The following is a 26,783-nucleotide window of genomic DNA, read 5'->3' as shown; positions in this document are numbered from 1 at the left end:
CTACTTCTTGGCGATGAGCACGTCGTCCACCGAGAGCGTCACCGCCGCGCCGATCGACTCGGGCAGCGTGAAGGACTGGCCGGGGTGGTGGACGGCGTGGACCCGGTACTCGCCGTCCTCGGGGTCGGTCAGCACCCTCACGCGTTGGTTCGCCCGGTCCACGATGACGTAGACGGGCACACCTGCTGACGCGTAGGCGGCCGGCTTCTTCTTCAGGTCATCGCCGAAATCGGAGGAGGTCACTTCCAGCACGAGGCGAAAGACCGCCGGGTCGTAGCAGTTGCGCTCGATCAACCGATCGTCGCTGTACGCGTCAAGGATCGACAGGTCCGGGATCGCGAAGTCGGACGGACCGCCCGGGAGCCAGATGCCCACGTTCTGGAGGATCTCGGCTTCGTCTTCATCGAGACCGGCGGCGAACAGCGTGCGCATGAGCCTGGTCAGCGATCGGCCGTGCTTGAGGTCGGGTGGCGGCGTCACGGTGATCTGGCTCCCGATGATCTCGACCCGGTAGCCGGGGAACTGCTCGGAGATCAGTTCGGCGGCTTCGAGCAGCGTCGGCTGCTCCATGGGATCTTCCACTGCTGCGGCGGACATGGAATTCCTCCTGCTGCCGATGTCGAGACCATCATCGTAGGGCCCGGCCGCCGCCCGGCGCCCGGTCCCCGGGCTTCACCCGAACGAGCGGTTTCAGCCCTGCCGGGAGTGCAGCCGCAGCGCCGGGGGCTCCGGCTCGGCGGACTTCTCGCCGGCCCACAGGGAGCGGACGTGGCTGAGGTGGCGGGTCATGCAGGCCTCCGCCGCCTCCGCGTCGCCGGCCAGCATCAGGTCCAGCAGCTCCAGGTGCTCCTCCGCCGAGGAGACCAGCTGCCCCAGCTCGTCCAGCCGCGTCAGCCCGTACAGCCGGGACCGCTTGCGCAGGTCCCCGACCACGTCGACCAGCCGGGAGTTGCCGGCCAGCCCGAGCAGGTCCAGGTGGAACTGGCGGTCGGCCTCCAGGTAGCCGATCAGGTCGTGCTTGCGCGCCGCCGCGACGATCGCCTCGGCCTGCGGGCGCAGCCGCTCCAGCTGTTCCCTGGTGGCGGTGCGCGCGACCCGGCCGACGGTCGGGACCTCGATCAGGGCGCGGATCTCGGTGTAGTCGTCCAGGTCCCGCTCGGTGAGCTCGGTGACCCGGAAGCCCTTGTTGCGGACGGCCTCGACCAGGCCCTCGCGGGCGAGGTCGAGCATGGCCTCGCGGACCGGGGTCGCGGAGACGCCGAAGTCGGCGGCGAGCGCGGGTGCGGAGTAGACGACGCCGGGGCGCAGTTCGCCGGAGATCAGGGCCGCCCGGAGTGCGTGGGCGACCTGGTCGCGAAGCCGCTCCTGGACGGAGATCAGGGTGCGGGATTTGAGGTCGGCCATGGTGTTCCTCCGGATGGGTGCAGAACACCAGCGTACAATGTCACGTTACGTTGCGTACGCAACCGTCCGCGATGCGAACACCGCCGGCCGGCCCCCGCGGCACCCAAAAGCCGTGGTGGCGGCGGCCGTCGGCCGCGGGAACGGCCGACGGCGCGCGCTCCGCCACCCGTACGCAGGGCTACGCCCGGCGGAACTGCTCCACCAGGGTGCTCAGGCTGGCCGCGCCGTTCCCGGCCTCGACGCCCCGCCGGACCGTCCGCGCCAGCAGCGCCGGCAGTTCGCCGTCCACCCCGGAGGCCTCGGCGGTGTGCCGCACGTGCTCGATGCTCGCGAGCGCCATGACCAGCCGGTCGACGTCCCCGCCGTGGTCCCCGGCGGTGATCCGCGGCGCGTAGAACTCGACCATCCGCGGCATCAGCGAGGCGGTGGAGACGGCGTACGGCCGGAAGTCCTCGGCCGGGATGCCGTTGGCCTCGGCGATCGCGGTGGCGTGCAGGTAGCCGACCATCGAGGTCCAGAACAGGTCCATCTGGATCTGGTAGTACAGCTGCGCCAGCCCCGGGTCCTCACCCCGGTAGTCGGCCCCGGTGAGCACCTCCAGTGCCGCCCGGTGCCGCTCGAACAGCTCGGCCGGCCCGCTGTAGAAGGTGGACGACCCGGGGTTGCCGATGCCCGACGGCGGCACCTGCACGCCGCCGGTCAGGTGCCCGGCCCCGCGCTCGGCGAGCCAGCGGGCGACCTCCCTGGCCCGCTCGGGGGTGTCCGAACTCAGGTTCGCCACGGCCTTCCCCGCCAGCGCCGGCTCGGCCGACTCCAGCACGGCGAGCACCGCGCCGTAGTCGGTGAGGCTGAGCACCACCAGTTCGTTCGCCGCCACCGCCGCCTCCGCGCTCGGCGCCGGCTCCGCTCCCCTGGCGACCAGTTCACCGGCCCGCGCGGCCGTACGGTTCCACACCGTGACGGCGTACCCGGCGTCCAGGAACGCCCCGGCCATGGCCCGCCCCATCGGGCCGAGCCCGATCACCGTCACGGAATTCTTCGAGTGCTGCTCCACAGGCATGTGCTTCCCCTCCACTGGAACGAACGCTCTATCCAGAGCGCCGGAGCTGACGCTAGCACGGCTCTAGAACGAACGCTCTATTCATCCCATCGGATAGGATCACGCCGTGAAGACTCCGGAGAAGACCGTCACCGTCGGCACCCGCGAGCGGATCGTCCGGGCCACCTCCCGACTGCTGCAACGCCAGGGGTACGAGGGCACCGGGATCAAGCAGATCTCCCGCGAGGCCGAGGCCACCCTCGGCTCCGTCTACCACTTCTTCCCGGGCGGGAAGCAGGAGTTGGCCGCCGAGGCGATCCGGCACGGGGACGAGGAGTTCGCCGTCCTGCTGCGGGCCGGGCTGGACTCCTCGGCGGACCTCGCCGAGGCGGTGACCGCCTGCACCCGGCTGCTCGCCACCGAACTGCGCGCCTCCGACTGGCAGGACGGCTGCCCGATCACCAGCACCGCGCTGGAGACAGTCGGCCGGGCCCCGGTGATCGAGCAGGCCGTGGCCGAGGCCTTCGCCAACTGGCGGGCCATCGTGGAGGAACGGCTGCGCGCCGCCGGGATCGGCGAGGAGGACGCCCGCGAACTGGCCGGCACCGTCATCAACACCCTTGAGGGCGCCGAACTCGCCGCCCAGGTCGCCCGCAGCGAGGAGCCCCTGCTGGTCACCGGCCGGCACCTGGCCCGGCTGCTCTCGACCTACCGCTGACCGCCCCGACTCCCGCCAGGAGCAAAGGACTTGTCGATCGAAGTGGCGCTGTACGACGGCCGCCCGCAGGGCGGGCGCCGGAGCCCCGCCGTGCTGCACCTGTCGACCGGCCACGGCGGCGCCCTCGCCGAGGCGCTCGCCGAGCACGCCCGGCCCTCCGACCACCGGCTCGGCCGGATCGACCCGTACGGCGACACCCTGTTCAACGAGCAGGACGCGGGCGCCGCCTTCGAGGAGGCCACCGCCCTGCTCGCCCGCTGCACCGACGAGGCGCAGCGGGCGGCCGTCCGGGACCTGCGCAACCTGCTCGCCCACTGCGCCGCCACCCCGGGCAGCTGGCTGTGCCTCCACGGCGACTGACCCGGGCGGCCCTCACACCCGCGCGGCCCTCACACCCCGACGGGCCTCACACCCGGGCGGCCCTCGCACCCCGGCGGCCTCACGGCGCGGCATCACCCGCGGCCCGCCGGTACACCCGCGCCGCGACCGCCAGGTCCTCCCAGGCCATTCCGACGCTCTTGAAGAACCGCGGCCGCCCGTCCGGCACCGGCGCCTCGCCGCGCACCAGCTCCGCGAGGTTCCACGGCCGCCGCCCGGCCACGTCCGCCAGCAGCAGGTCCCCGGCCTCCCGGGCCGCGACCGAGCGCGCCTCCACGTACAGCTCGGCCCGGTGGACCAGCGCCGCGTCCACCTCCCGCGCGTCCGGCTCGTGCGAGCCGACCGCCGCCACCACCGCGTGCGCGGGCACCAGGGCGCCGTCGAACAGCGGGGTGCGCGCGGTGGTGCAGCAGACCACCAGATCCGCCGACGCGACCGCCTCCGGCCCACCGACACCGGCCGTCAGGCCGAGCCCGTGCCCGTACGCCGCCAGCGCCCGCGCCCGTCCGGCGTCGCGCGCCACCACGGTGAGCCTGGTCAGCGGCCGGACGGCGAGCAGCGCGTCCAGGTGCCCGTAGGCCTGCGGCCCGGAACCGAACAGCACCAGGTGCCCGGCCTCCGGCACAGCCAGCCGCCGCAGCGCGACCGCGGTGACGGCGGGCGTGCGCAGCGCGGTGAGCGCGGCGCCGTCCAGCAGCGCGAGCGGCTGCAGGGTGGGGCCGTCCAGCAGCAGGTAGCTGCCGGTGATCCGGGGCAGCCCGCGCTCCGGGTTGGCCGGCGCCACCCCGGCGATCTTCACGCCCGCGTACCGCCCGGCGGCGGCCGGCATCAGCAGCAGTTCCCCGGCGGGTACCGGTACGGCCGACCGGGCGGGTGCCGCCTCCGGGTCGAACCCGTCCAGCAGCACCCGCTCGATCGCCCCCGCCGCCTCGGCGGGGGCGACCCTGCCGACACTCCCCCGGCCCGGCGGCCGGGAGGTGCCCTCCGGTGCGAGGTACCGGAGCGGCACAGCCCCCGTACCGGAGGACGTTCCCGGGCTCACAGCAGGAACCCCGTCCCCAGCTCGTCGCCCGGCTCCAGGACGAAGCCGTGCTCGCCGGTGCGGTACGCCGTCCCGGCGACCTCGGTGACCACGCCCTCGGCCCGTGGATCGCCGCCCGGCAGGTAGCGGCCGGTGAAGACGGTGCCGATGACGGATTCGTGCCGCAGCGGCTCACCGGGGGCCAGCCGCCCCTCGGCGGCGAGCACGGCGAGGCGGGCCGAGGTGCCGGAGCCGCAGGGCGAGCGGTCGATCTGCCCGTCCGCGAAGACGGTGACGTTCCGCTGGCTCAATCCGCCGTCGGGCGAGGTCAGTTCGTCGTACAGCACCACCCCGTACACCCCCGACAGCCGGGCGTCCGACGGGTGCGCGACCGCCGCCGATCCGGCCAGTGCCGACCTGATCTCCCGCCCCACGGCGGTGAGTTCGGGCAGTTGCGCCGCTTCCACGGCGAGCCCCAGCGAGGCCGCCGGCACCGAGGCGTAGCAGGCGCCGGAGTGCGCCACCGCGACCTCCACGGTGCCCCGCGAGGTCTCCACCGGCAGCTTCACCTCCGCCACCCGGCTGGGCACGTTGCGGAAGGTCACCCCGGTGGTCCGCCCGCCTGCCCGGTGCACCAGTGCGGTGACCCGGCCGGACGGCACGTCGATCCGCACCGGCGCCACGCCGTCCGCCGGGGCCGCCACCAGCCCGGAGTCCACCGCCCAGGCGCCGAGCGCGATGGTGCCGTGCCCGCAGGCGGTGGAGTAGCCGTCCTTGTGCCAGAACAGCACCCCGAGGTGCGCCCCGTCGTCGTCCGGCGGCACCAGGAAGCCGCCGTACATCCCGGCGTGGCCGCGCGGCTCCCGGGCGAGCAGCTGCCGGACGGTGTCCAGCGGGCTCGGCCGGGGCGCGGTCGCGCTGCCTCCCGCGCCGAGCACGACGGCGCGGCGCTCGGCGACGGTGTCACCGGGGATCGGCGGCGCCCCGTCCAGCACGATCCGGAACGGCTCGCCGCCCGCGTGGTAGTCGACGGTGCGGACGTACATCAGGCACCCCCGCCGGGCAGCACGCTGACGGTCCGGCTGACGGTGTAGAAGTCCAGGGCCGCCTGGCCCTGTTCGCGGTCGCCGTGGCTCGCGCCCTTGGCCCCGCCGAAGGGCAGGTGGAAGTCGACGCCGCTGGACGGGGCGTTGACCCGGACCATGCCCGCGTCCAGCCGGTCGGCGGCGGCCAGCGCCACGTCCAGGCTGCGGGTGTGCACCGAGGTGGAGAGGCTGTGCGGGGTGTCGTTGGCGAGCGCGATCGCCTCGTCCAGGTCGGCCGCGGCGTGCAGCACCGCGACCGGGCCGAAGAACTCCTCGCGGGCCAGCGGGTGTTCGGCCGGGACGTCGGCGAGCAGGGTCGGCTCGACGTACCAGCCGGCCCGCTCGGGCACCCCGCCGCCCGCCAGCACCACGGCCCCGGCTCCGGCCGCCGAGGAGACGGCGCCGGTCAGCCGCTCCCGCGCGGCGCGGTTGATCAGCGGCCCGCAGACCGCGTCGTCGACCGCCGCGAGTGCCTTCACCAGCGCCTCGCGCAGCGGCTCGTACGCGGCGCCGACCGCGATCACCCGGCTGGTGGCGGTGCACTTCTGCCCGGCATACCCGGCGATGGCCGCGGCGAGGTGCCCGGCGGCGAGCGCGATGTCCGCGTCCGGGAGCACCAACGCCGCGTTCAGTCCGCCCAGTTCGGCCTGCACCGGCACCCCGCGCTCGGTCGCGGCCCGCACCACGGCCCGGCCGACGCCGGTCGAGCCGGTGAAGGAGACCACGTCCGCCGCGTCGACCAGCGCCGCGCCCTCCCGCGCCCCGCCGGGCAGCACCGTGAACACGTCCTCGGGGAGCCCGGCCTCCCCCACCAGCTCCGCCAGCCGCAGCGCGCAGGCCGTCGCCTCGGGGGCGGGCTTGAGCACCACCACGTTGCCGACCGCGAGGGCCGGCGCGGCCTTCCAACTCGGGATCGCCAGCGGGAAGTTCCACGGTGCGATCAGCCCGGCCACCCCGTACGGCCGGCGCCGGGTGAGCAGCAGCCCGGGCCCGGCGGCGGTCTCGTGCACCGCCCCGGACGGCGCGTACGGCGCCTGCGCGTAGTAGCGCCAGATCGCCGCCGTCCGGGCGACCTCGCCGGCCGCCTCGGCCGCCGGCTTGCCGACCTCGCGCACGATCAGCGCGGTCAGCTCCCCGGCGTGCGCGTCCACGGCGTCCGCGATCCGGCCGAGCGCCGCCGACCGGGCGGCGGCCCCGGAGGCGAGCCAGCCGCCCTGCGCCGCCCGGGCCCGCCCCACGGCGGCCCGCACGGCCTCGGCGCCGGGCTCCTCGACGGCGACCACCAGGTCGTCCGGATCGGCGGGGTTGTACGAGGTGATGGTCACGGCCGGCAGCCCTTCGGGAGAGGTTCGTACGGGAGGGTCAGAGCAGGAAGCCCGCCGGGAACGGGTCGCTCGGGTCGAGGAAGTACTGGGCGGTGCCGGTGATCCAGGCCCGCCCGGTGACGGTGGGCACCACCGCGGGCAGCCCCGCCACCTCGGTCTCCTCCACCAGCCGCCCGGTGAAGGTGGTCCCGATGAAGGAGTCGTTGCGGAAGTCCTGCCCGAGCGGCAGCTCGCCGCGCGCGTGCAGCTGGGCCATCCGGGCCGAGGTGCCGGTGCCGCAGGGCGAGCGGTCGAACCAGCCCGGGTGGATGGCCATCGCGTGCCGGGAGTGCTCGGCGGTGGAGCCGGGGGCGAGCAGCTGGACGTGGTGGCAGCCGTGGATGGAGGGGTTCTCCGGGTGGACCGGCCGGTCCGGGCCCGCGTTGATCGCCGCCATCATCGCCAGGCCCGCGTCCAGGATCTCCTGCTTGCGCTCGCGCTCGAAGGGAAGCCCGAACTCGGCGAGCGGCAGGACGGCGTAGAAGTTGCCGCCGTACGCGAGGTCGTAGGTCACCGTGCCGTGGCCGGGCACCTCGATCTTGCGGTCCAGGGCCACCGCGTAGGACGGCACGTTGCGGATGGTCACCGCCTTGGCGGCGCCGTCCTCGACCCTCACCTCGGCGACCACCAGCCCGGCCGGGGTGTCCAGCCGGACGGTGGTGACCGGCTCGACCACCGGCACCATCCCGGTCTCGACCAGCACGGTGGCGACCCCGATGGTGCCGTGGCCGCACATCGGCAGCAGTCCGGAGACCTCGATGTAGAGCACCCCGAAGTCGGCGTCGGGCCGGGTCGGCGGCTGGAGGACCGCGCCGCTCATCGCCGCGTGGCCGCGCGGCTCGTACATCAGCAGGGTGCGGAAGTGGTCCAGGTGCTCCTGGAAGTGCACCCGGCGCTCGGCCATGGTGGCCCCGGGGATGACGCCGAAGCCACCGGTGATCACCCGGGTCGGCATGCCCTCGGTGTGCGAGTCGACGGCGTGGAACACATGACGGCTGCGCATGGGTCACAACTCCCGTGGAGGGTCGGATGGTTGGGGGTGCGGTCAGACGAGGCCGTCGGCCAGCGCCTTCTCGGTGGCCGCGCGCACGGCCGCCTCGGCCTCCGGGGAGAGCGGCACCCGCGGGGCCCGCACCGGGCCGCCGGGGCGCCCGGCGATGTCCATCGAGAGCTTGATCGCCTGGACGAACTCGGTCTTGGAGTCCCAGCGCAGCAGCGAGTGCAGCGCCCGGTAGAGCGGCAGCGCGCTCTCCAGGTCGTGCCGCACGGCGGCGTCGTAGAGCGCCACCGAGGCCGCCGGCAGCGCGTTCGGGTAACCGGCGACCCAGCCGACCGCGCCCGCCAGCGCCAGCTCCAGCAGGACGTCGTCCGCGCCGATCAGCAGGTCGAGCCCGGGGGCCAGCTCGGCGATCTCGTACGCCCGGCGGACGTCGCCGCTGAACTCCTTGACCGCCACGATCGAGCCCTCGCCGTGCAGCTGGGCGAGCAGTTCGGGGACGAGGTCCACCTTGGTGTCGATCGGGTTGTTGTACGCCACGACCGGCAGGCCCGCCTTGGCGACCTCGGCGTAGTGGGCGCGCACCGAGGCCCGGTCGGCGCGGTAGGCGTTCGGCGGCAGCAGCAGCACGGAGCCGGCGCCGGCCTCGGCGGCCTGCTCGGCCCAGCGGCGGGACTCGGCGCTGCCGTACGCGGCCACCCCGGGCATCACCCGGGAGCCCTCGCCGGCCGCCTCGACCGCGACCTCGACCACCCGGGCGCGCTCCTCGGCGGTCAGCGTCTGGTACTCGCCCAGCGAGCCGTTGGGGACGACGCCCTCGCAGCCGGAGTCGATCAGCCGGCGGACGTGCTCGGCGTAGGCGTCGTAGTCGACGGAGTGGTCCGGTCGCAGCGGCAGCGTGGTGGCGACCATGATCCCGCGCCAGGGGCGGGTGGTGTCGTGCGAGGTGATGGACACGTGGACTCCTTGATGAGGTGTGACATTTTATAAGCCGGATCGGACCGAGACAAGCTCCCCGGCCCGCCCGAAAGACGGTCGCTACTCGGGGACCGGCCCCGCCGCCAGCTGGGAGAGCGGCACCGGGCAGCCCAGCGGCCGCCGGTCCGGCCCCGGCGCTCCCGAACCCGAACCCGAACCCGCCAGACAGGCCACCGCCGGGCCGCACATCCGCCCCTGGCACCAGCCCATCCCGGCCCGGGTGAGCAGCTTGACGGTGCGCGGATCGCCCGCGCCCAGCTCGTCGACGGCCTCCCGGACCGCCGCCACCGGCACCTCCTCGCACCGGCAGACCTCGGTGTCCGGGCGCAGCCAACCGGTCCAGCCGGGGCCGGGCCGGTGGGCGGCGGCCATCAGGTCGGCGAAGGCCCGCAGCCGCGCCCGGCGGCGCAGCAGCCCGGAGGCGGGCCGCACCCCGGCGACGGCGTGCGCGGCCAGCTCGCCCTCGACGAGGGCGAGGTCGGCGCCGCCGACGCCGTTGGTCTCCCCCGCCGACCAGAGCCCGGGCACGCTGGTGCGCAGCCGGGCGTCCACCGCCAGCGCGACCGCGCCGTCCGGTCCGGTCCGCGTCCGCGCGCCCAGCTCGGTGGCCAGGTCGATCTGCGGCAGCAGCCCGTGGCCGACGGCGAGCGCGTCGCAGTCGATCCGCCGCTCGGTGCCGGCCACCGGCCGCCAGTCGGCGTCCAGCCGGGCCACCGTGACGCCGGTGACCCGGTCCGTCCCGTGCGCCTCGACCACCGCGCCGCGCGGGCGCAGCCGCACGCCGTGGCGCAGCAGCGCTCCGCCGTGCCCGGCGCCCTCGACCAGCTTGCCGGGCACGCCCGCCAGCACGCCGGGGCGCCGGGCGTACCCGAGGTAGCCGGTGGCCTCGACCACCGCGGGCACCTCGGCTCCGGCGGCGACCAGCGAGGAGGCCGCCGCGAGCAGCAGCGGGCCGCTGCCGGCCACCACGATCCGCTTCCCGGGCAGCACCAGTCCGGCCTTGAGCATGGCCTGGGCGCCGCCCGCGGTGACCACCCCGGGCAGGGTCCAGCCGGGGAACGGCAGCTGCCGCTCGTACGCGCCGGTGGCGAGCAGCACCGACCGGGACCGGACGGTGGCCCGGTCGGTGCCCTCCGGCCCGCGGCTGACGTGCAGCGCGAAGCCGTCCCCGGTGCGCTCCAGCGCCCAGACCTGGTGGCCGCCCCGGAACCGGGCCCGCGCCGAGGCGTCCAGCCGGTCGGCGAGGTCGGTGTAGGCGGACCAGTGGTGGTGCAGCCGGTCCGGGCGGGCCGCGCCCAGTCCGGGCGCCGGGTGGCGGTAGTACTGGCCGCCGGTGCGCTGTCCGCCGTCCAGCAGGACGCAGCTCAACCCGAGGTCGGCCGCGGTGACGGCGGCGGCCAGCCCGGCCGGTCCGGCGCCCACCACGGCGAGGTCGAAGGTCTCAGACGGCGAGGTCGGCACGGCCGTGGCCCTCCTGGGTGGTGACGGTGGTGCCCGGTTCGGCGGGCAGCAGGCAGGTGCGCTGGTTGGGGCGGCCGTCCACGGTGGCCAGGCAGTCGAAGCAGGCGCCGATGCCGCAGAACGCCCCGCGCGGCTTCCCGCCGACCCGGGTGGTGCGCCAGGCGAGCACGCCGTCGGCCCAGAGCGCGGCGGCGATCGACTGGCCGGGCAGCGCGGGGACGGGCCGTCCGTCGAACTCGATCAGGTGGGCGGGCCCGGGCTCGGCCTCGACCAGCCCGGCGGGGGTGCGGCGGCGCATCGGCGGCCTCTCCAATCTCACGGCTCCATCTCGCGGGTCCATCTCGGTTCCATCTCGGGTCCGTCTGACGCGGAAGCGGGTCCGCCTCACGGGCCCGTCCCACGGCCCCGGCGGGGGATCCCACGCCTGCGGGTGGTTTCCCGGCCGGGCCGTCACCCGGCCGGGAAGCGATCCGCCCGGAACGGGGCGAGGTCCTGTTCCGGCTGCTTGCCGGTGAGCTGCTCGCTGATCAGCAGCCCGGTCGCCGGGGCCAGCCCGATGCCGGCCCCCTCGTGCCCGCAGGCGTGGTAGAGCCCGGGCACCCTGGGGTCCGCCCCGACGGCCGGGAGGTGGTCCGGCAGGTACGGGCGGAAGCCCCGGTAGGCGCGCAGCACGGAGACGTCGGCGAGCACCGGGAAGAGTTCCGCGGCCTGGGCGGCCAGCCGGCGCAGCACCTCCTGGGAGAGCGTGCGGTCGAAGCCGACCCGCTCCCGGCTGGCGCCGATCAGCACCGGCCCGCCCGGGGTGCCCTCGACCACGGCGGAGGTCTCCAGCCCGGCCGAGCCGCTGGCCACGTTGGCGACGTAGTCGGCGGCGTACACCTTGTGCCGTACGACCCGCGGCAGCGGCTCGGTGACCAGCACGAAGCCGCGCCGGGGCAGCACCGGCAGGTGCACCCCGGCCATCGCGGCCAGTTCGCCGCCCCACGTCCCGGCGGCGTTGACCACGGCGGGCGCGGCCAGGCTCCGCCGGTCGGTCCGCACGCCCCGCACGGCGCCGTCCGGGCCCCGGTCCACCGCCGTCACGCTCTCCCCGGTGATCAGCTCGGCGCCCAGCCGGCGGGCTTCGCGCAGCAGGTGGGCGGCGGCGAGGGCGGGCTGGACCTGGGCGTCCTGCGGGTAGTGGAAGCCGCCGGCCAGGCCCTCGGCCAGGTGGGGCTCCAGCTCGCGCAGCCGCTCGCCGGGCACCTCCTCGGCCTCGACCCCGGCCGCCCGCTGCCCGGCGGCGAAGGCCCGCAGCGCTTCCTGCCCGGCGGCGGTCGGGGCGACCACCAGACCGCCCTTGGCCTCGTACTCGATCGCCGGGCCGAGCAGCTCGGCGAGTTCGCGCCAGAGCCGGCTGCTGAGCAGGGCGAGGCCGAGTTCCGGGCCGGGCTCCTTGTCGGAGACGAGCAGGTTGCCCTCGCCCGCGCCGGTGGTGCCGCCGGCCACCGGGCCGCGGTCCACGACGGCGACGGCGAGCCCGGCGCGGGAGGCGTAGTAGGCGCAGGCGGCGCCGACCACACCGGCGCCGACCACGACGACGTCCAGCGGAGGTCTGCGGTTCTTCAGCACACCAGTAATATGTCACATGCCATCGACTCTGACCAGAGGGCGTCGAAAAGCCCCGGCCCACCGCTCGGTGGCGGCGGGCCGGGGCTCCTCAAGGGGACTACCGGATCAGGTGATGTCGTCCATCTCGTCGCGGCGGGACGCCGGCAGCGCCGCACCGGCCGACGGAGCCGCCGAGGCCTCGACCATCTCCGCCCCGGCCACCGGCTGCACCGAGAGGTCCACGTGCGAGGCCTCCTCGTCGTCCAGGTCCGCGTCCGGGTTGTTGCGGCGCTTGCGCTTGTCGTTGACGAGCGCGATCGCCACCGCGAAGAAGTACAGCGCCCAGATCGGCGCGGCCAGCGCCAGCATGCTCAGCGGGTCGGCACTCGGCGTGGCGAAGGCCGCGAACACCGTGATGCCCATGACCATGCCGCGCCACCAGCCCAGCAGCCGCTTGCCGGTCACCATGCCGATGATGTTCAGCATCACCAGCAGCAGCGGGAACTCGAAGGCCAGGCCGAAGACCAGCACCATCCGGGTGGCGATGTCGAAGTAGTCCTCGGGCGGCAGGATCGGCGTGGTGTTGTTCGGCGTGAACGAGATCAGCACGTCGACCGTGGTCGGCAGCACCAGGATGGCCACGGCCACACCGGCCAGGAACAGCGGCGTCCCGCAGATCAGGAAGACGATCGTGTACTTCTTCTCGTGCTTGTGGAGGCCGGGCGCCACGAAGGCCCAGAGCTGGTACAGCCAGATCGGCACGGTCCCGACCACGCCGGCCGTCAGGGCCACCTTGAGCATCCAGGTGAAACCGGAGGTCAGACCGATGTTGGAGACCTGGGCGCACTTGCCGTGGTAGTGCTCGGCCAGCTCCCTGGTGTCACAGCGCGGCAGCGGCTTCAGCAGCAGGTCCTCCAGCTGCTTGTGGTAGATCGCCGCCACGATGGTGATCAGCACGATCGCCAGGACCGACTTGACCACCCGGTTGCGCAGTTCCCGCAGGTGATCGGCGAGGGCCATCCGCCCCTCAGGATCTTTTGGCGCCTTCGACGCCTTGGAGAGCTTGCTCAACCCCGGTCCTCAACTCGTGCGTGGGGGCCCGCCGGTCGACGGGCCTCCGAAGTCGCGTACGTCACGTGCGCCGCGCTCAGTGCGGGCGGTCGCCGTCGGGCGCGGAGGCCCCGCCGGCGGAGCCGTTCACCGGACGGGCCGTGGCCGAAGCGCCCGGAGCGGCCTGGACGGTCCTGGTCGCGCCGCCGTCCACCGGCGCCGGAGCGGGCCGGGCCGGTGGCTCGGACTCGCCGTCCGAACGCATCGCCTTGGCCTCGCTCTTCAGGATCCGCATCGACTTCCCCAGCGAGCGCGCCACCTCCGGCAGCCGCTTGGCTCCGAACAGCACGATGGCGAGAACCACGATCACCACGATCGCGGTCATCGAGATGCGCATGCGCGACCACCTTCGGTCTCGGCGGCCCGACTGGTCCGTCCGCTGCGGATGGTAACCGCTGCGGATGACGCCACGACGACGGCCGCCCGAACAGGACAGCGGCCCCCGGTACACGGTTCAGGAGCCACCTGAGAGCGTAACCCGCCCTCACCCGCGCGGAGCAGCCCCCGTACCGCCGTGAGCCGGACCGTGCTATGCCACCGGGACGCTCCGCTCGCCGTCCTCGGCCCGGGCGCCCGGCACCGCGTCCGCCAGCTCCTCCGCCGCGGCGGTCAGCGCCCGCGACGCCTGGTCCACGCCCTCGGCGAGCGCCCGCACGTCCAGCCAGAGCCGGATCGCGAGGACCCCGAGGACCAGCAGGCCCGCGGTGGCGAGCAGGACGGCGGCGACGAGCATCCAGGACATGCGCCCCAGCCTATACGGGCCGTACGGCGCTCAGCCCTCCGCCGGGACGAGCCGCATGGTGCGCACCCCGGCCCCGGTGAGCGCCTCGACGATCTTCTCCCCGGCCGGCTTGCGCACCGCCGCCCCGCAGCGGGGGCAGCCGAAGCTGTAGTGCGCGTGGGCGGGGGTGCGACCGAGGGTCAGGCGGAACTCCTCCGCCGGGAGCTCCACCTTCTCCCGGCACTCCGAGCAGTACACCTTGAATCTGGTCCCGGGCTCCACCGCTCAGTCCCGCCCCTCCCCGTAGGCGGCCAGCGCCTCCCGCGCGGCCGAACGCGCCTGCTCGGCCAGTTCGGGGGGCGAGACGATCCGGCCGTCCCGGCCCAGCCGCAGCGCCAGCGGGCGCAGCTGGGAGGGGTCGGCGCTGCGCAGGGTGATCCTCAGCCCGCCGTCGGGCAGCTCCTCGGCCCGGTCGTGGGTGTAGTACTCGGCCACCCAGCGCCCGCCGGAGGAGACCTCGACCACCACCTCCGGGTCGTCCGCCGCCGGGTTGACCAGCCCGCCGCTCAGGTCACGCGGCTCGCGCCGGGGCGGGTCGGCCGGGACGTCCAGGACGCGGATCTCGGCGACCCGGTCGAGCCGGAACATCCGGTGGTCCTCGGAGGTGCGGCACCACGCCTCCAGGTAGGTGTGGCCCTCGGTGAGCAGCCGGATCGGGTCGACCTCGCGCTCGGTCATCCCGCCGCGCCCGTGCGAGTAGTAACGCAGCCAGAGCCGGCGGCCCTCGCTGAGCGCGCGGTCGATGTCGGCGAAGACGTGGCTCTCCGCCTCGAAGGTCACGCCGACCCGGGCACTGCCCTCGGCGCTCTCCCCCGCCGCGTTCTCGATCTTGGCGACGGCCCGGGTGAGCGCCTCCCGGTCCCCGGCCCGCAGGCCCGGCAGCCCGGCCACCGCGCGGGCGGCCACCAGCAACGCGGTCGCCTCGTCGGCGGCCAGGCGCAGCGGCTGGGCCACGTCGTCGACGTTGTGCCACCAGATCCGCTCGCCGTCGGTGTCGATGTCGAGCAGGTCGCCGCCGCGGAAGCTGGTGCCGCACATCGGCAGCACGTTGAGGTCCCCGATCAGCTCCCGCTCGCTGATCCCGAAGGCCCGGGCCACCTCGGCGACCTCGGCGCCCGGCCGCTCGCGCAGGTAGGTGACCAGCGACAGCATCCGTCGCGTCTGGTCGATGGCGTTGCTCATGCGTCCACCTCGCCGCGCTCGGTGGGCGCTCCGCACGGCGCGCACCCTCCGACGATCCGCTCACTCCGCTCGCTCATGCCCGAACCCCTTCAAGACCCGCGACCGCCCGCAGCCGGTCGATCACATCCGCCCGCAGCTCCTCCGGCCCGAGCACCAGCACGTCCGGCCCGAACTCCGCCAGGTCCGCGCCCAGCCCGTTGCCGTACGGGATCTCCAGCTCGTCCCAGGCCTCGTCCACCCGGGTGCTGTTCAGCGCCTTGGTGCGCAGCGGGAAGCCGGCGCCCCGGCGGACCCGGACGGTCGCGGTGGCGGTGGCGCCCTCCCCGGCGAACTTCGCCACGGTGGCCCTCACGTCCACGTGCTCGGGCACGGTGCCGAGGAAGGCCCCGGACCGGGCCTTCACCCTGCCGGTGATCCGGCTGAGCCGGAACACCCGGGCGTCGCCGCGGTCGCGGTCGTACCCGGCCAGGTACCAGTGCCCGCGCCAGCACTCCAGCGCCCACGGTTCGACGCTGCGCTGCTCGACGGCGGCGGCACCGGCCTTGCGGTAGTCGAAGGTGACCGGACGACGGTCCCGGGCGGCGGTGAGCAGCGGCTCGAACGCGGCCTCCCGGGCGGGGATGCGCGGCTCCAAGGCGGTGCGGCCCTCGGCCTCGGCGAACGGCACCCCGGCCGCGCGCAGCTTCTGGAGGGCGCCGCTGGCCGCGCCGGACATCTTGGCCTGCTGCCAGACCCGGGCGGCCAGGGTCAGCGCGGCCGCCTCCTCCGCGTCCAGGGCGATCTCGGGCAGCCGGTTGCGGTCGGCCCGGGCCAGGTAGCCGAGCTCCCCGTCCAGGGTGCTCTCGTCGACGTCGATCACCAGGCCGAGCTCGCGCAGGTCGTCCTTGTCCCGCTCGAACATCCGGTTGAAGGCGTCCTCGCTGCTGCTCTGCCAGGCCTCGCGGTACGCCTCGATGGATTCCCGCAGCTCCTTCTTGGAGAGCGGCCGTCTGGTGTTCATCAGGCACAGGGCGAGATTCATCAGCCGCTCTGCCTTGGCGATCGCCATCGCTGACCCTTCCGGTGTGCCGCGCCGCGCGCGGGGTGCGCCAACCGGGCGATCACCACCCGGCGGGACCGACCGTACCGGTAGCGGTACGCGGTGCAAAAGCCGCCTCCGGCACCCGTTCCCCCCGGCGTGCCGTTCGGGCCCGGACAGGCCCGTGGGCCGGGCCCCCGGAGGGGTCCGGCCCACGGTCACGACGGGCTCAGACGCCCAGCAGGTCGACCACGAAGATCAGGGTCGAGTGCGGCGGGATCGCCGGGGTCGGCGACTGCGCGCCGTACGCCAGGTGCGACGGGATGGTCAGCTCGCGACGGCCGCCGACCTTCATGCCGACGACGCCCTGGTCCCAGCCCTTGATGACGCGACCGGCGCCCAGCGGGAACTTGAACGGAGCGGTGCCCCGGTTCCAGCTCGCGTCGAACTCCTCGCCACTCTCGAAGGTCACGCCGACGTAGCGGACGCTGACGACCTGGCCCGGCTTGGCCTCCTCGCCGTCGCCCACGACGATGTCGCGGATCCGCAGCTCCTTCGGGGCGTCGCCGATCGGGAAGTCGATCTCGGGCTTCTCGTTGAGGTTGACGCTCACAGTCCCTCTTCTCACATTCGCTGTCATTCACGACCAAGCGGCGGGCGCCCGCACCCGGTCCGCCAGGACTCGTCGCCCTGGCGGACCACAGTACGGGCGCCCGCCGCCCGTAGGGGCCCGGCCACGCAGGCCGGACCCGAAGGTCACACGCGCACCATTGTCACCCGAAAGTGGCTCAGCCCTGACCGGCGTCCAGGATGTCCACCACGAAGACCAGCGTCGCGCCGGCCGGGATGTCGCCCTGGCCCTTGTCGCCGTAGCCCAGCGAGGCGGGGATCACCAGCTCGACCCGGCTGCCGACCGTCTGGCCCTCCAGTCCCTGGTCCCAGCCGGGGATGACCTGGCCGCCGCCGACCGGGAAGGTGAACGCCTGGCCCTTGCTGAGCGAGGAGTCGAACACCTTGCCGTCCTTGAACAGCGCGCCGGTGTACTGGACGACGACCTTCTCGCCCTTCTCCACCTTCGGGCCGGTGCCCTTGATCAGGACGTGCGTCTTCAGCTCGGTCGGGTCCGCCGCCCCGGGCACCGGAGTGATCTCGGCCGGCTTCTTGCCGTTGTCCTTGACCTGCGGGAAGTCCGCCGGCGGCGGGGTGACGGTACCGCTCACCACCGCGTCGGGCGCGTTGGCGTTGCGGATGTCGATCACGAAGATCAGGTCGTCCTTGGCGCCGATCGACATGTCGGCCTTGCCCTGCGAGCCGAAGGCGGCGGCCGGCGGGGCCACCACCAGCAGCCGGCTGCCGGCCTTCTTGCCGATCACGGCCTGGTCCAGCGCCGGGATCAGCGCGTCGGTGCCGGCCTGGAAGATCTGCGGCTTCCCGTTGGCGTCGTACGAGCTCGGGATGTCCTTGCCGGTGTTCCAGTCCTTGGCGGTGTAGTCCACCGAGGTCCAGGAGTTCTTCTCGACCTTGGCGCCGTTGCCCTCGGTGAGCACCTTGACCACGAACGAGCCGTCGGACGCCTCGCCCGGCACCTGGATCTCGGCCTTCTTGCCGAAGTCACCGGTGACCGTCGGCAGCACCTTGGCGCTGTCCTTGATCGGCGGCACCGGCTCGGCGCTCGGCGTGGGCGGCGCGGTCTTGGCGGCGTCCGGCTTGGCGGCCGAGGCGCTGTCCTTGGCACCGCCGTCCTTGTTCACCATGTACAGGGTGATGCCGCTGCCGACCAGCAGCACGGCCAGCACCGTGCCGAGGATCACGCCCAGCTTGCCGACGCCGGGCGGGTTCTCGTCGTACCCGGCCTCCGAGGTGTCGGTCTTGCGCACGCTGGACGCGAAGATCTGCGGGGCGTCGTCCGTCTTCGCCCCGCCCGCGACGCGCGGCGCGTCCCCGGGCTGCGCCCAGCCGGCCTGCTGCGCCAGGATCGCCGGGGGAACGACGATCGACTCGCGATCCACGCCCACCGGGCCGCCGGGACGAGAGGCGGCCGGGTCACTCGCGGAGCCGTCGTTCGCCGCGGTGCCGGCCCCGCCCGGGCTCGGCGTCTTCTCAGTCATGACTCCCCATCCATCTCGCCACGAGGTCTTCCAGGTCTGCGCCCGGCGTGGGACACGCCGGCCTGTGGTCGCACCGCCCGCCCCGGACCTCGGCGCCGGGCGGCGCCTGCCACAGTGCGTGGGCAGTATGACAGCTCAGGATGAGGGCGGACGCTTCGCTGTACGAGCGTCCGCCCAAGCGTACGGAATCCCCGGGGCGACTTCGAGGGGCCTGTCCGACGGATCCTCCGCCGGCGTCTAGACGGCTTCCAGGATGTCGATGACGAAGACCAGGGTCGAGTTCGGCGGCACCGAGCCCTGCGCCTTGTCCTGGTAGCCGAGCGCCGGCGGCACCACCAGCAGGACCCGGCTGCCGACGTTCTGCCCGACCAGGCCCTTGTCCCAGCCCTCGATCACGCTGCCGGTGCCGATCTGCACGGCCTGCGCGCCGCCGTGCGTCCAGGAGGCGTCGAACTGCTGGCCGTCGGCCCACAGCACCCCGGTGTACTGCACCACCAGGGTCTGCCCGCTCTTGACCTGCTTGCCCTCGCCCTTGATCAGCACCGCCTGCTGGAGGTCGGTGGGCGCGGCCTGCCCGGCCGGGATCGTGATCGTCGCCGGTGCCTTGCCGTTGTCCTTGACCTGCGGCATCGTCGCGGGCGACTCGGCCATCGTCCCGGTCAGCGTGGAGTCCGGCGGCAGGCTCTCCATGATGTCCAGCACGAAGACCACGGTGTCGCCCTTGTTGACGCCCAGCTGGCCGGAGCCCTGCTCGCCGAAGGCCGCCTCCGGCGGGGCCACCACCAGCAGCCGGGAGCCCACCTTCTTGCCGATCACGCTCTGGTCCAGCGCCGGCACCAGCTGGCCGCTGCCGGCCTGGTAGAGCTGCGGCTTGCCGTTGGCGTCGTACGAGCTGGGCAGGTCCTTGCCGGTGGTCCAGTCCTTGGCCGTGTAGTTGACCGTCACCCAGTCGCCCTTGCCGACCGCGGCGCGGTCGCCCTCGCTGACCGTGTTCACCACGAACTGGCCACTGGGCTGCTGGCCCTCGGGGATGGTGATGGTGGCCTTGCTGCCGAACCCGCCACCCGAAAGAGTGGGCATCGGCGACGCCTCGCCGACCGGCGCGGGCACCGTCGGGGCGGCGCTCGCCGGGGACGGCGACGCCGGGCCGGCCGCCTTGGGGGAACTGCCGCAGGCGACCGCGAGCAGCAGCGGCAGGGTGAGAAGCAAACCGGCGGTGCGACGCACGGTGGATGGTCCTAACTGTCGGTCGAAGTCGGCTCTCCTGACTCGACGGACAGCGTATGCCCGGCACGCGTCCGGCCCCGGTAGACACCACCGGGGCCGGACACCGCCTCGATCACTCGGCCGCGCGGGCTACATCCCCGCGATCAGCTTCTCCACCCGCTCGTCGACCGAGCGGAACGGGTCCTTGCACAGCACCGTGCGCTGCGCCTGGTCGTTCAGCTTCAGGTGCACCCAGTCCACCGTGAAGTCCCGGCGCTGCTCCTGCGCCCTGCGGATGAAGTCCCCGCGCAGCCGCGCCCGGGTGGTCTGCGGCGGGATCGACTTGGCCTCGAAGGTCTTGAGGTCGGTGGTCACCCGCTGCGCCTGCCCCTTGCCCTGGAGCAGGTAGAACAGGCCCCGGCGGCGGTGGATGTCGTGGTACGCGAGGTCGATCTGGGCCACCCGCGGGTTGGACATGCTCATCTGGTGCTTCTCGCGGTAGCGCTCGATGAGCTTGTACTTCATGATCCAGTCGATCTCGGTGGCCACCCCGTCCAGCCGCTCGGTGCGGACGGCCTCCAGGGTGCGGCCCCACAGGTCCAGCACCCGGCCGACCGTCCCGGTGTTGATGCCCTTGCGGTCGGCGAACTCCAGGGCCTTGGTGTAGTACTCCTCCTGGATGTCCAGCGCGCTGGCCTCGCGGCCGTTGGCCAGCCGCACCTGGTGGGTGCCGGTGAGGTCGTGGCTGACCTCGCGGATCGCCCGGATCGGGTTCTCCAGGGTGAGGTCGCGCATCACCACGCCGGCCTCGATCAGCCGCAGCACCAGGTCGGTGGCGCCGACCTTGAGCAGCGTCGTGGTCTCGGACATGTTGGAGTCGCCGACGATCACGTGCAGCCGGCGGTAGCGCTCGGCGTCCGCGTGCGGCTCGTCCCTGGTGTTGATGATCGGGCGGGAGCGGGTGGTGGCGGAGCTGACGCCCTCCCAGATGTGCTCGGCCCGCTGGCTGACGCAGTACACCGCGCCGCGCGGGGTCTGGAGCACCTTGCCCGCGCCGCAGATCAGCTGCCGGGTGACCAGGAACGGGATCAGCACGTCGGCCAGCCGGGAGAACTCGCCGTGCCGGGCCACCAGGTAGTTCTCGTGGCACCCGTAGGAGTTGCCGGCCGAGTCGGTGTTGTTCTTGAAGAGGTAGACGTCCCCCGCGATGCCCTCCTCGTGCAGCCGCCGCTCGGCGTCCACCAGGAGTCCTTCGAGGATGCGCTCGCCCGCCTTGTCGTGCGTCACCAGCTCGACGACGTCGTCGCACTCGGGGGTGGCGTACTCGGGGTGGGAGCCGACGTCGAGGTAGAGGCGGGCGCCGTTGCGCAGGAAGACGTTGCTGCTGCGGCCCCAGGAGACGACCCGGCGGAACAGGTACCGCGCCACCTCGTCCGGGGACAGCCGCCGCTGTCCGCGGAACGTGCAGGTCACGCCGTACTCGTTCTCCAGCCCGAAAATCCGGCGGTCCATGAGCACTCCATTCTCGTCGGAGCTGTCCGAAACCGCCTCCACGGCGGCTGGGCCGCCGCAGGGGCACCGGAGTCCCGTACGACGGCGGTCCGGCCGCCGCACGGGACTCCGCAGGCACTGCTACACCGGCGTGCCGTCCGCCGGGTCCTCGTCGTCGTCCGCCTCGGCGGACTGGTCCCCGTCGAGCAGCCGGCCCAGCTGGTTGCCCAGGATCCGCTTGAACTTGCGCTGCTGGAACCGCTGGCGGTCGAGGACCGCGACCTCCAGCTGTTCCGGCGTGAGGCTGCGCGGGCTGCCCCCGTTGGGGTCGCGGGCGAGCGAGTCGACCGCGACCTTCACCGCCTCGGTGAGGCTCAGGCCGGCGCGGTGGCGCTGGCCCAGGTAGTTGCCGATCGAGTCGGCGTTGCCGCCGACCACCACGTAGTTCTTCTCGTCCACGACCGAACCGTCCGGCGTGAGCCGGTAGATCTGGTCGTTGTCGGCGGTGCGGCCGACCTCGGCCACGATCAGCTCGACCTCGTACGGCTTCTCGCCGACCGAGGAGAAGATGGTGCCCAGCGTCTGGGCGTACACGTTGGCCAGGCCCCGGGCGGTGACGTCCGCCCGGTCGTAGGAGTAGCCGCGCAGGTCGGCGTAGCGGACGCCGCCGATGCGCAGGTTCTCGAACTCGTTGTAGCGCCCGACCGCCGCGAAGGCGATCTTGTCGTAGATCTCGGAGACCTTGTGGAGCGCCCTGGAGGTGTTCTCCGCGACGAAGACGATGCCGTCGGCGTAGGTGAGCACGACCACGCTGCGGCCGCGCGCGATGCCCTTGCGGGCGTACTCCGCGCGGTCGGCCATGGCCTGCTGGGGTGAGACGTAGAACGGTGTCGACACCGGCGGTCGTCCCTTTCCTGTGAGGTGACGGCTAGATCAGCGGGGCCTGCGGGCCGTTGGGGCGGGTCAGGCGGTCGTCGGTGATGGCGACGGCGGTCTGCGCGACCTCCGCCTCGGTCAGCCGGCGGAAGCCGTCCTCGGTGATCAGCGAGACGATCGGGAAGATCCGGCGGGCGAGGTCCGGGCCGCCGGTGGCGGAGTCGTCGTCCGCCGCGTCGTAGAGCGCCTGGACGACCAGGGTGACGGCCTGGTCGGCCGTCAGGTCCTCGCGGTAGAGCTTCTTCATCGAGCCGCGGGCGAAGACCGAGCCCGAGCCGGTGGCCGCGAAGCCCCGCTCCTCGGAACGCCCGCCGGTGACGTCGTAGTTGAAGATCCGGCCGCGGCCGAGGTCCAGGTCGTAGCCGGCGAACAGCGGCACCACCGCGAGGCCCTGCATCGCCATGCCCAGGTTGCCCCGGATCATGGTGGTGAGCCGGTTGGCCTTGCCCTCCAGGGAGAGCGTGGTGCCCTCGATCTTCTCGTAGTGCTCCAGCTCCAGTTGGAACAGCCGGACCATCTCGATCGCGAGGCCGGCGGTGCCGGCGATGCCGACCGCGCTGTACTCGTCGGCCGGGAAGACCTTCTCCATGTCGCGCTGGGCGATCACGTTGCCCATGGTGGCCCGGCGGTCACCCGCGATCACCACGCCGCCGTCGAAGACCGCGGCCACGATCGTGGTCCCGTGGGGGGCGTCGACCACGGCCCCCTCGGGCAGCCCGCGGCGGCTGCCGGGGAGCAGCTCGGGCTGGTGCTCGGCGAGGAACTCGATGAACGAGGAGGACCCCGGGGTCAGGAAGGCAGCCGGTAGACGCCCGGTGCCACGAGTGTTGGCTTCCACACGATTCCTTCCAGGTAGCTTGAAGCGCGCGCTGCCCGCACCCTACCCGCCCGGCGATCACTGTCCACGCGTGGAGGGGCCGGTGCCGGGCGGCCGGGCGGTCCTCGCCGCCCGGCCGCCGCGGACGGTCGCGACCGTGAATTCCGGAATGCCCGGGGGCGGGCTATTGCCCGCCCTTCTGGACGAATCCCCGGACGAAATCCTCGGCATTCGATTCGAGGACCTCGTCGATTTCGTCCAGTACCGCGTCGACGTCGTCGCTCAGCTTTTCCTGGCGCTCCTTGAGGTCGTCGGAATTCTGGCTTTCCGCGGCCTGCTCCTCGACCTCCTCGGAGGAACGGTTTGCCCGCTGCTGGCCGCCGCCGGTGTCCTTGCTCGCCATTTCCCTCACCCCGCTCGATTCGTCTGGCACGGTTGGGTCTCCGCTTGCTGCATCGACCCTATACACAAGGTGCGGTTGCCGCTCCCGGTTTGCCGGTGGCGCTTCCTGTCCAACACCCGCTGCCACCCCGGATGATTCCCATTCGGCGGACGTTCACCCGTGGTGATCGAAAAGTTACCCGCCGGACAGCACCCGGAGCAGGTCCTCCGCCGTGCGGCAGCGGTCCAGCAGCTCCTTGACGTGGTTGCGGGTGCCGCGCAGCGGCTCCAGCGTGGGCACGCGCTGCAACGAGTCCCGGCCGGGCAGGTCGAAGATCACCGAGTCCCAGGAGGCCGCCGCGACGTGCTCCGCGTACTGCTCCAGGCAGCGCCCGCGGAAGTACGCCCGGGTGTCCTCCGGCGGCTTGGAGACGGCCCGCTCGACCTCGTCCTCGGTCAGCAGCCGGTCGAACCGCCCGCGGGCCACCAGACGGTTGTAGAGGCCCTTCTCGGGGCGCACGTCGCTGTACTGGAGGTCGACCAGGTGGAGCCGCGGGTTCTCCCAGCCCAGGGCGTCCCGGCTGCGGTAGCCCTCCAGGATCTCCCGCTTGGCGACCCAGTCCAGCTGCCGGGAGAGCGACATCGGGTCGCGCTCCAGCCGGCCCAGGACGTCCTCCCAGCGCGCCAGCACGTCCACGGTCTGCTCGTCCGCGTCGTTGCCGAAGCGGTCCTCGACGTACTTGCGGGCCAGCTCGAAGTACTCCAGCTGGAGCTGGACGGCGGTGAGCTTGCGCCCGTTGCGCAGGGTGATCAGCTGCTTGAGCGTCGGGTCGTGGGAGACCCTGTGGAGGGTGCGCACCGGCTGGTCGACGGCGAGGTCGGAGGCGATGAACGAGTCCTCGATCATCGACAGGACCAGCGAGGTGGTGCCCAGCTTGAGGTAGGTGGAGATCTCGGACAGGTTGGCGTCCCCGATGATCACGTGCAGCCGGCGGTACTTCTCGGCGTCCGCGTGCGGCTCGTCCCGGGTGTTGATGATCGGGCGCTTGAGCGTGGTCTCCAGGCCCACCTCGACCTCGAAGTAGTCCGCCCGCTGGCTGATCTGGAAGCCGTGCGCCGAGCCGTCCTGGCCGATGCCGACCCGGCCGGCGCCGGTGACCACCTGGCGGGAGACGAAGAACGGGGTGAGGTGGCGGACGATGTCGGCGAACGGCGTCGCCCGCTTCATCAGGTAGTTCTCGTGGGTGCCGTAGGAGGCGCCCTTGTTGTCGGTGTTGTTCTTGTACAGGTGGATGTTCTGCCCGTTGGGCAGTTCCAGCGCGCGTTGCGCGGCGGCCGCCATGATCCGCTCGCCCGCCTTGTCCCAGAGCACCGCGTCGCGCGGGTTGGTGACCTCCGGCGAGCTGTACTCGGGGTGCGCGTGGTCCACGTAGAACCGGGCCCCGTTGGTGAGGATGACGTTGGCGAGGCCGATGTCCTCGTCGGTGAGCTGGCTGGCGTCCGCGACCTCGCGGGCCAGGTCGAACCCCCGTGCGTCGCGCAGCGGATTCTCCTCCTCGAAGTCCCAGCGGGCCCGCCGTGCCCGGTGCATCGCCGCCGCGTACGCGTTGACGATCTGGGACGAGGTGAGCATGGCGTTGGCGTTGGGGTGCCCGGGCACGGAGATCCCGTACTCGGTCTCGATGCCCATCACTCGCCGTACGGTCATGCGGCCCTCCTTGCCCGGTGCGCCGCCCCCGGCGGGCGGAGCACGCTGACGTACCGCCGAACAACACCGACGCCGGGTATCTGCCCGCGGACGGTGGGTCGAGCCTAGGACCCGGCGCCGACCGGCGGGTCCGGAGACGCGCCGTCCGGCTGCGGGGCCGCGAGGCGCCACAGCCGGACGGGGTGCGTACAGCTCCGGGGACCGCGGGCGGCCCGGGCAACCGCGTGCTTACAGGTACTGCCCCGTGTTGGCGACAGTGTCGATGGAGCGGCCGGACTCGGCGCCCTGCTTGCCGGTGACCAGCGTGCGGATGAAGACGATCCGCTCGCCCTTCTTGCCGGAGATGCGGGCCCAGTCGTCCGGGTTGGTGGTGTTCGGGAGGTCCTCGTTCTCCTTGAACTCGTCCACGCAGGCGGCGAGCAGGTGGGAGACGCGCAGACCCCGCTGACCGTGGTCGAGGAAGTCCTTGATGGCCATCTTCTTCGCGCGGTCGACGATGTTCTGGATCATCGCGCCGGAGTTGAAGTCCTTGAAGTACAGGACCTCCTTGTCACCGTTGGCGTAGGTGACCTCCAGGAAGCGGTTCTCCTCCGTCTCGGAGTACATCCGCTCCACCACCGACTGGATCATCGCGGCGACCGTCGCCTCGACGGAGCCGTCGTGCTCCTTGACGTCGTCCGGGTGGAACGGCAGCGAGTCCTTGAGGTACTTGGAGAAGATGTCCTTCGCGGCCTCGGCGTCCGGGCGCTCGATCTTGATCTTGACGTCCAGCCGGCCGGGCCGCAGGATCGCCGGGTCGATCATGTCCTCGCGGTTCGAGGCGCCGATGACGATGACGTTCTCCAGGCCCTCCACGCCGTCGATCTCGGCGAGCAGCTGCGGGACGATGGTGTTCTCCACGTCCGAGCTGACGCCCGAACCGCGGGTGCGGAACAGCGACTCCATCTCGTCGAAGAAGACGATGACGGGCGTGCCCTCGCCCGCCTTCTCCCGGGCCCGCTGGAAGACCAGGCGGATCTGCCGCTCGGTCTCGCCCACGTACTTGTTGAGCAGCTCGGGGCCCTTGATGTTGAGGAAGTAGCTCTTCCCCTGGGGCCGGCCCGTCACCTCGGCGACCTTCTTGGCCAGCGAGTTGGCGACGGCCTTGGCGATCAGCGTCTTGCCGCAGCCGGGCGGGCCGTAGAGCAGCACGCCCTTGGGCGGGCGCAGCTCGTACTCCTTGAAGAGGTCGGCGTGCAGGTACGGCAGCTCGACCGCGTCGCGGATCAGCTCGATCTGGTTGCTCAGGCCGCCGATCTGGCGGTAGTCGATGTCCGGGACCTCTTCGAGGACCAGCTCCTCGACCTCGGACTTCGGCACCACCTCGAACACGTAGCCGGAGCGGGGCTCCAGCAGCAGGGCGTCCCCGGCCCGGATGGTCAGACCGCGCAGCGGCTCGGCGAGGCGGACCACCCGCTCCTCGTCGGTGTGCCCGAGGACCAGGGCGCGTTCGCCGTCGTCCAGGAGCTCCTTGAGGGTGACGATCTCACCGATGTTCTCGAAGGCCATCGCGTCCACGATGTTGAGGGCCTCGTTGAGCATCACTTCCTGGCCGCGCCGCACCTCGTCGAGGGCGACGTTGGGGCTGACGTTCACGCGGAGCTTGCGCCCGCCGGTGAAGATGTCGGCGGTGCCGTCCTCGTTCGCTTCGAGGAAGGTGCCGAACCCCGCCGGGGGCTGGGCCAGCCGGTCCACTTCCTCCTTGAGGGCCACGATCTGGTCGCGGGCCTCGCGCAGGGTGGAGGCGAGCCGTTCGTTCTGGGCGGTCACGCCCGCCAGGTTGGTCTGGAGCTCGACGATCCGCTCTTCGAGGATCCTCGAATTGCGCGGCGAGTCGGCGAGCTTGCGGCGCAGCACGGCGATTTCCTGCTCAAGGTACGAGACCTGAGCGGCCTCGTCGGAACCACGAGCGGGCCTGCCGGTGCTGCGGTTGTAGTCGTCATCGTGGGCTGCCACGGTCCTCACCTCCTC

General features: G+C 73.0%; 28 protein-coding genes and 1 pseudogene. 2 read left to right on the top strand and 27 right to left on the bottom strand.

The genetic code is table 11. The annotated features are described in order from the left end of the window. The 3 genes from ACZ55U_RS22290 to ACZ55U_RS22280 all read right to left on the bottom strand — a co-directional run bounded on the left by ACZ55U_RS22290 (position 1) and on the right by ACZ55U_RS22280 (position 2,464). A complete protein-coding gene (locus ACZ55U_RS22290) occupies positions 1–597 on the bottom strand; it encodes a Uma2 family endonuclease (protein ID WP_465528131.1) in 597 nt (198 codons plus the stop codon). A gap of 93 nt (positions 598–690) precedes the next feature. Next, positions 691–1,404: a GntR family transcriptional regulator gene (locus tag ACZ55U_RS22285; RefSeq protein ID WP_465528129.1), complete on the bottom strand. Its 714-nt coding sequence runs from the start codon at positions 1,402–1,404 to the stop codon at positions 691–693. A 178-nt stretch (positions 1,405–1,582) separates the two neighbouring features. Then, complete coding sequence (locus ACZ55U_RS22280) at positions 1,583–2,464, bottom strand: NAD(P)-dependent oxidoreductase (protein WP_465528127.1); 882 nt, start codon at positions 2,462–2,464, stop codon at positions 1,583–1,585. Positions 2,465–2,570: 106 nt separating this feature from the next. Here ACZ55U_RS22280 and ACZ55U_RS22275 point away from each other — a divergent pair, with 106 nt between their 5' ends. Both ACZ55U_RS22275 and ACZ55U_RS22270 read left to right on the top strand, forming a co-directional pair. After that, positions 2,571–3,161 (top strand): TetR/AcrR family transcriptional regulator, encoded by a 591-nt coding sequence (locus ACZ55U_RS22275; RefSeq protein WP_465528125.1) that lies wholly within the window; start codon positions 2,571–2,573, stop codon positions 3,159–3,161. A gap of 30 nt (positions 3,162–3,191) precedes the next feature. After that, positions 3,192–3,521 carry a hypothetical protein gene (locus ACZ55U_RS22270; protein ID WP_465528123.1) on the top strand — a complete coding sequence of 110 codons (330 nt, stop codon included), beginning with the start codon at positions 3,192–3,194 and terminating at the stop codon, positions 3,519–3,521. A 79-nt stretch (positions 3,522–3,600) separates the two neighbouring features. On the opposite strand, the gene ACZ55U_RS22265 is transcribed toward ACZ55U_RS22270, so the two are convergent. From ACZ55U_RS22265 to arc, 24 genes and pseudogenes are all read right to left on the bottom strand, one after another. Further along, positions 3,601–4,548 (bottom strand): ornithine cyclodeaminase family protein, encoded by a 948-nt coding sequence (locus ACZ55U_RS22265; protein ID WP_465528121.1) that lies wholly within the window; start codon positions 4,546–4,548, stop codon positions 3,601–3,603. Positions 4,549–4,577: 29 nt separating this feature from the next. Then, entirely contained in the window at positions 4,578–5,606 is a 1,029-nt protein-coding gene (locus ACZ55U_RS22260) for a proline racemase family protein (RefSeq protein ID WP_465528119.1), read from the bottom strand. After that, complete coding sequence (locus tag ACZ55U_RS22255) at positions 5,606–6,979, bottom strand: aldehyde dehydrogenase family protein (RefSeq protein ID WP_465528173.1); 1,374 nt, start codon at positions 6,977–6,979, stop codon at positions 5,606–5,608. The genes ACZ55U_RS22260 and ACZ55U_RS22255 overlap by 1 nt, the downstream gene beginning before the upstream one ends. A 28-nt stretch (positions 6,980–7,007) precedes the next feature. Further along, positions 7,008–8,012: a proline racemase family protein gene (locus ACZ55U_RS22250; protein ID WP_465528117.1), complete on the bottom strand. Its 1,005-nt coding sequence runs from the start codon at positions 8,010–8,012 to the stop codon at positions 7,008–7,010. A 42-nt stretch (positions 8,013–8,054) separates the two neighbouring features. Continuing rightward, on the bottom strand, positions 8,055–8,918 hold the full coding sequence (locus ACZ55U_RS22245; protein WP_465528171.1) for a dihydrodipicolinate synthase family protein: 864 nt from the start codon (positions 8,916–8,918) through the stop codon (positions 8,055–8,057). Between the two features lie 126 nt (positions 8,919–9,044). Beyond that, complete coding sequence (locus ACZ55U_RS22240; RefSeq protein WP_465528115.1) at positions 9,045–10,445, bottom strand: FAD-dependent oxidoreductase; 1,401 nt, start codon at positions 10,443–10,445, stop codon at positions 9,045–9,047. Next, entirely contained in the window at positions 10,426–10,743 is a 318-nt protein-coding gene (locus ACZ55U_RS22235) for a (2Fe-2S)-binding protein (protein ID WP_380729979.1), read from the bottom strand. The genes ACZ55U_RS22240 and ACZ55U_RS22235 overlap by 20 nt, the downstream gene beginning before the upstream one ends. Before the next feature lie 152 nt (positions 10,744–10,895). Continuing rightward, positions 10,896–12,056, bottom strand: a complete 1,161-nt coding sequence (locus tag ACZ55U_RS22230; RefSeq protein WP_465528113.1) for an NAD(P)/FAD-dependent oxidoreductase — start codon at positions 12,054–12,056, stop codon at positions 10,896–10,898. Positions 12,057–12,161: 105 nt separating this feature from the next. Next, positions 12,162–13,055, bottom strand: coding sequence for a twin-arginine translocase subunit TatC (gene tatC / locus ACZ55U_RS22225; RefSeq protein WP_465528111.1), 894 nt, complete (start codon positions 13,053–13,055; stop codon positions 12,162–12,164). A 127-nt stretch (positions 13,056–13,182) separates the two neighbouring features. Beyond that, on the bottom strand, positions 13,183–13,482 hold the full coding sequence (gene tatA / locus ACZ55U_RS22220; RefSeq protein ID WP_465528109.1) for a Sec-independent protein translocase subunit TatA: 300 nt from the start codon (positions 13,480–13,482) through the stop codon (positions 13,183–13,185). A gap of 192 nt (positions 13,483–13,674) precedes the next feature. After that, the gene (locus tag ACZ55U_RS22215) at positions 13,675–13,887 is read right to left on the bottom strand and encodes a hypothetical protein (RefSeq protein WP_465528107.1); all 213 of its coding nucleotides are present in this window, start codon (positions 13,885–13,887) and stop codon (positions 13,675–13,677) included. A gap of 30 nt (positions 13,888–13,917) precedes the next feature. Then, complete coding sequence (locus ACZ55U_RS22210) at positions 13,918–14,148, bottom strand: hypothetical protein (RefSeq protein ID WP_465528105.1); 231 nt, start codon at positions 14,146–14,148, stop codon at positions 13,918–13,920. A 3-nt stretch (positions 14,149–14,151) separates the two neighbouring features. After that, a complete protein-coding gene (locus tag ACZ55U_RS22205; RefSeq protein ID WP_465528103.1) occupies positions 14,152–15,108 on the bottom strand; it encodes a helix-turn-helix transcriptional regulator in 957 nt (318 codons plus the stop codon). A gap of 73 nt (positions 15,109–15,181) precedes the next feature. Next, the gene (locus tag ACZ55U_RS22200) at positions 15,182–16,156 is read right to left on the bottom strand and encodes a helix-turn-helix transcriptional regulator (protein ID WP_465528101.1); all 975 of its coding nucleotides are present in this window, start codon (positions 16,154–16,156) and stop codon (positions 15,182–15,184) included. A gap of 199 nt (positions 16,157–16,355) precedes the next feature. After that, on the bottom strand, positions 16,356–16,766 hold the full coding sequence (locus ACZ55U_RS22195; protein ID WP_465528099.1) for an FKBP-type peptidyl-prolyl cis-trans isomerase: 411 nt from the start codon (positions 16,764–16,766) through the stop codon (positions 16,356–16,358). Between the two features lie 148 nt (positions 16,767–16,914). Then, positions 16,915–18,234, bottom strand: a complete 1,320-nt coding sequence (locus ACZ55U_RS22190; protein WP_465528097.1) for an FKBP-type peptidyl-prolyl cis-trans isomerase — start codon at positions 18,232–18,234, stop codon at positions 16,915–16,917. A gap of 237 nt (positions 18,235–18,471) precedes the next feature. Further along, a complete protein-coding gene (locus ACZ55U_RS22185) occupies positions 18,472–19,461 on the bottom strand; it encodes an FKBP-type peptidyl-prolyl cis-trans isomerase (protein WP_465528095.1) in 990 nt (329 codons plus the stop codon). Positions 19,462–19,590: 129 nt separating this feature from the next. Further along, the gene (pafA, locus tag ACZ55U_RS22180; protein ID WP_380730000.1) at positions 19,591–20,952 is read right to left on the bottom strand and encodes a Pup--protein ligase; all 1,362 of its coding nucleotides are present in this window, start codon (positions 20,950–20,952) and stop codon (positions 19,591–19,593) included. Positions 20,953–21,072: 120 nt separating this feature from the next. Beyond that, positions 21,073–21,828, bottom strand: a complete 756-nt coding sequence (gene prcA / locus ACZ55U_RS22175; RefSeq protein WP_380730002.1) for a proteasome subunit alpha — start codon at positions 21,826–21,828, stop codon at positions 21,073–21,075. A gap of 31 nt (positions 21,829–21,859) precedes the next feature. Further along, the gene (gene prcB / locus ACZ55U_RS22170) at positions 21,860–22,660 is read right to left on the bottom strand and encodes a proteasome subunit beta (protein WP_465528169.1); all 801 of its coding nucleotides are present in this window, start codon (positions 22,658–22,660) and stop codon (positions 21,860–21,862) included. Next, positions 22,657–22,734: pseudogene (locus ACZ55U_RS22165) on the bottom strand (endonuclease VII domain-containing protein); the annotation flags it as partial. The pseudogene ACZ55U_RS22165 and the gene prcB, both read right to left, overlap by 4 nt. Before the next feature lie 134 nt (positions 22,735–22,868). Next, on the bottom strand, positions 22,869–23,087 hold the full coding sequence (locus ACZ55U_RS22160; RefSeq protein ID WP_188299085.1) for a ubiquitin-like protein Pup: 219 nt from the start codon (positions 23,085–23,087) through the stop codon (positions 22,869–22,871). A 174-nt stretch (positions 23,088–23,261) separates the two neighbouring features. Continuing rightward, entirely contained in the window at positions 23,262–24,773 is a 1,512-nt protein-coding gene (dop, locus tag ACZ55U_RS22155; protein WP_465528093.1) for a depupylase/deamidase Dop, read from the bottom strand. 228 nt (positions 24,774–25,001) lie between these two features. Further along, positions 25,002–26,768: a proteasome ATPase gene (gene arc / locus ACZ55U_RS22150; RefSeq protein ID WP_465528091.1), complete on the bottom strand. Its 1,767-nt coding sequence runs from the start codon at positions 26,766–26,768 to the stop codon at positions 25,002–25,004. Positions 26,769–26,783: the final 15 nt, after the last annotated feature.

The organism is Kitasatospora sp. NPDC034533 (genome assembly GCF_055575155.1).
This window is presented reverse-complemented; position numbering and strand designations above follow the sequence as displayed.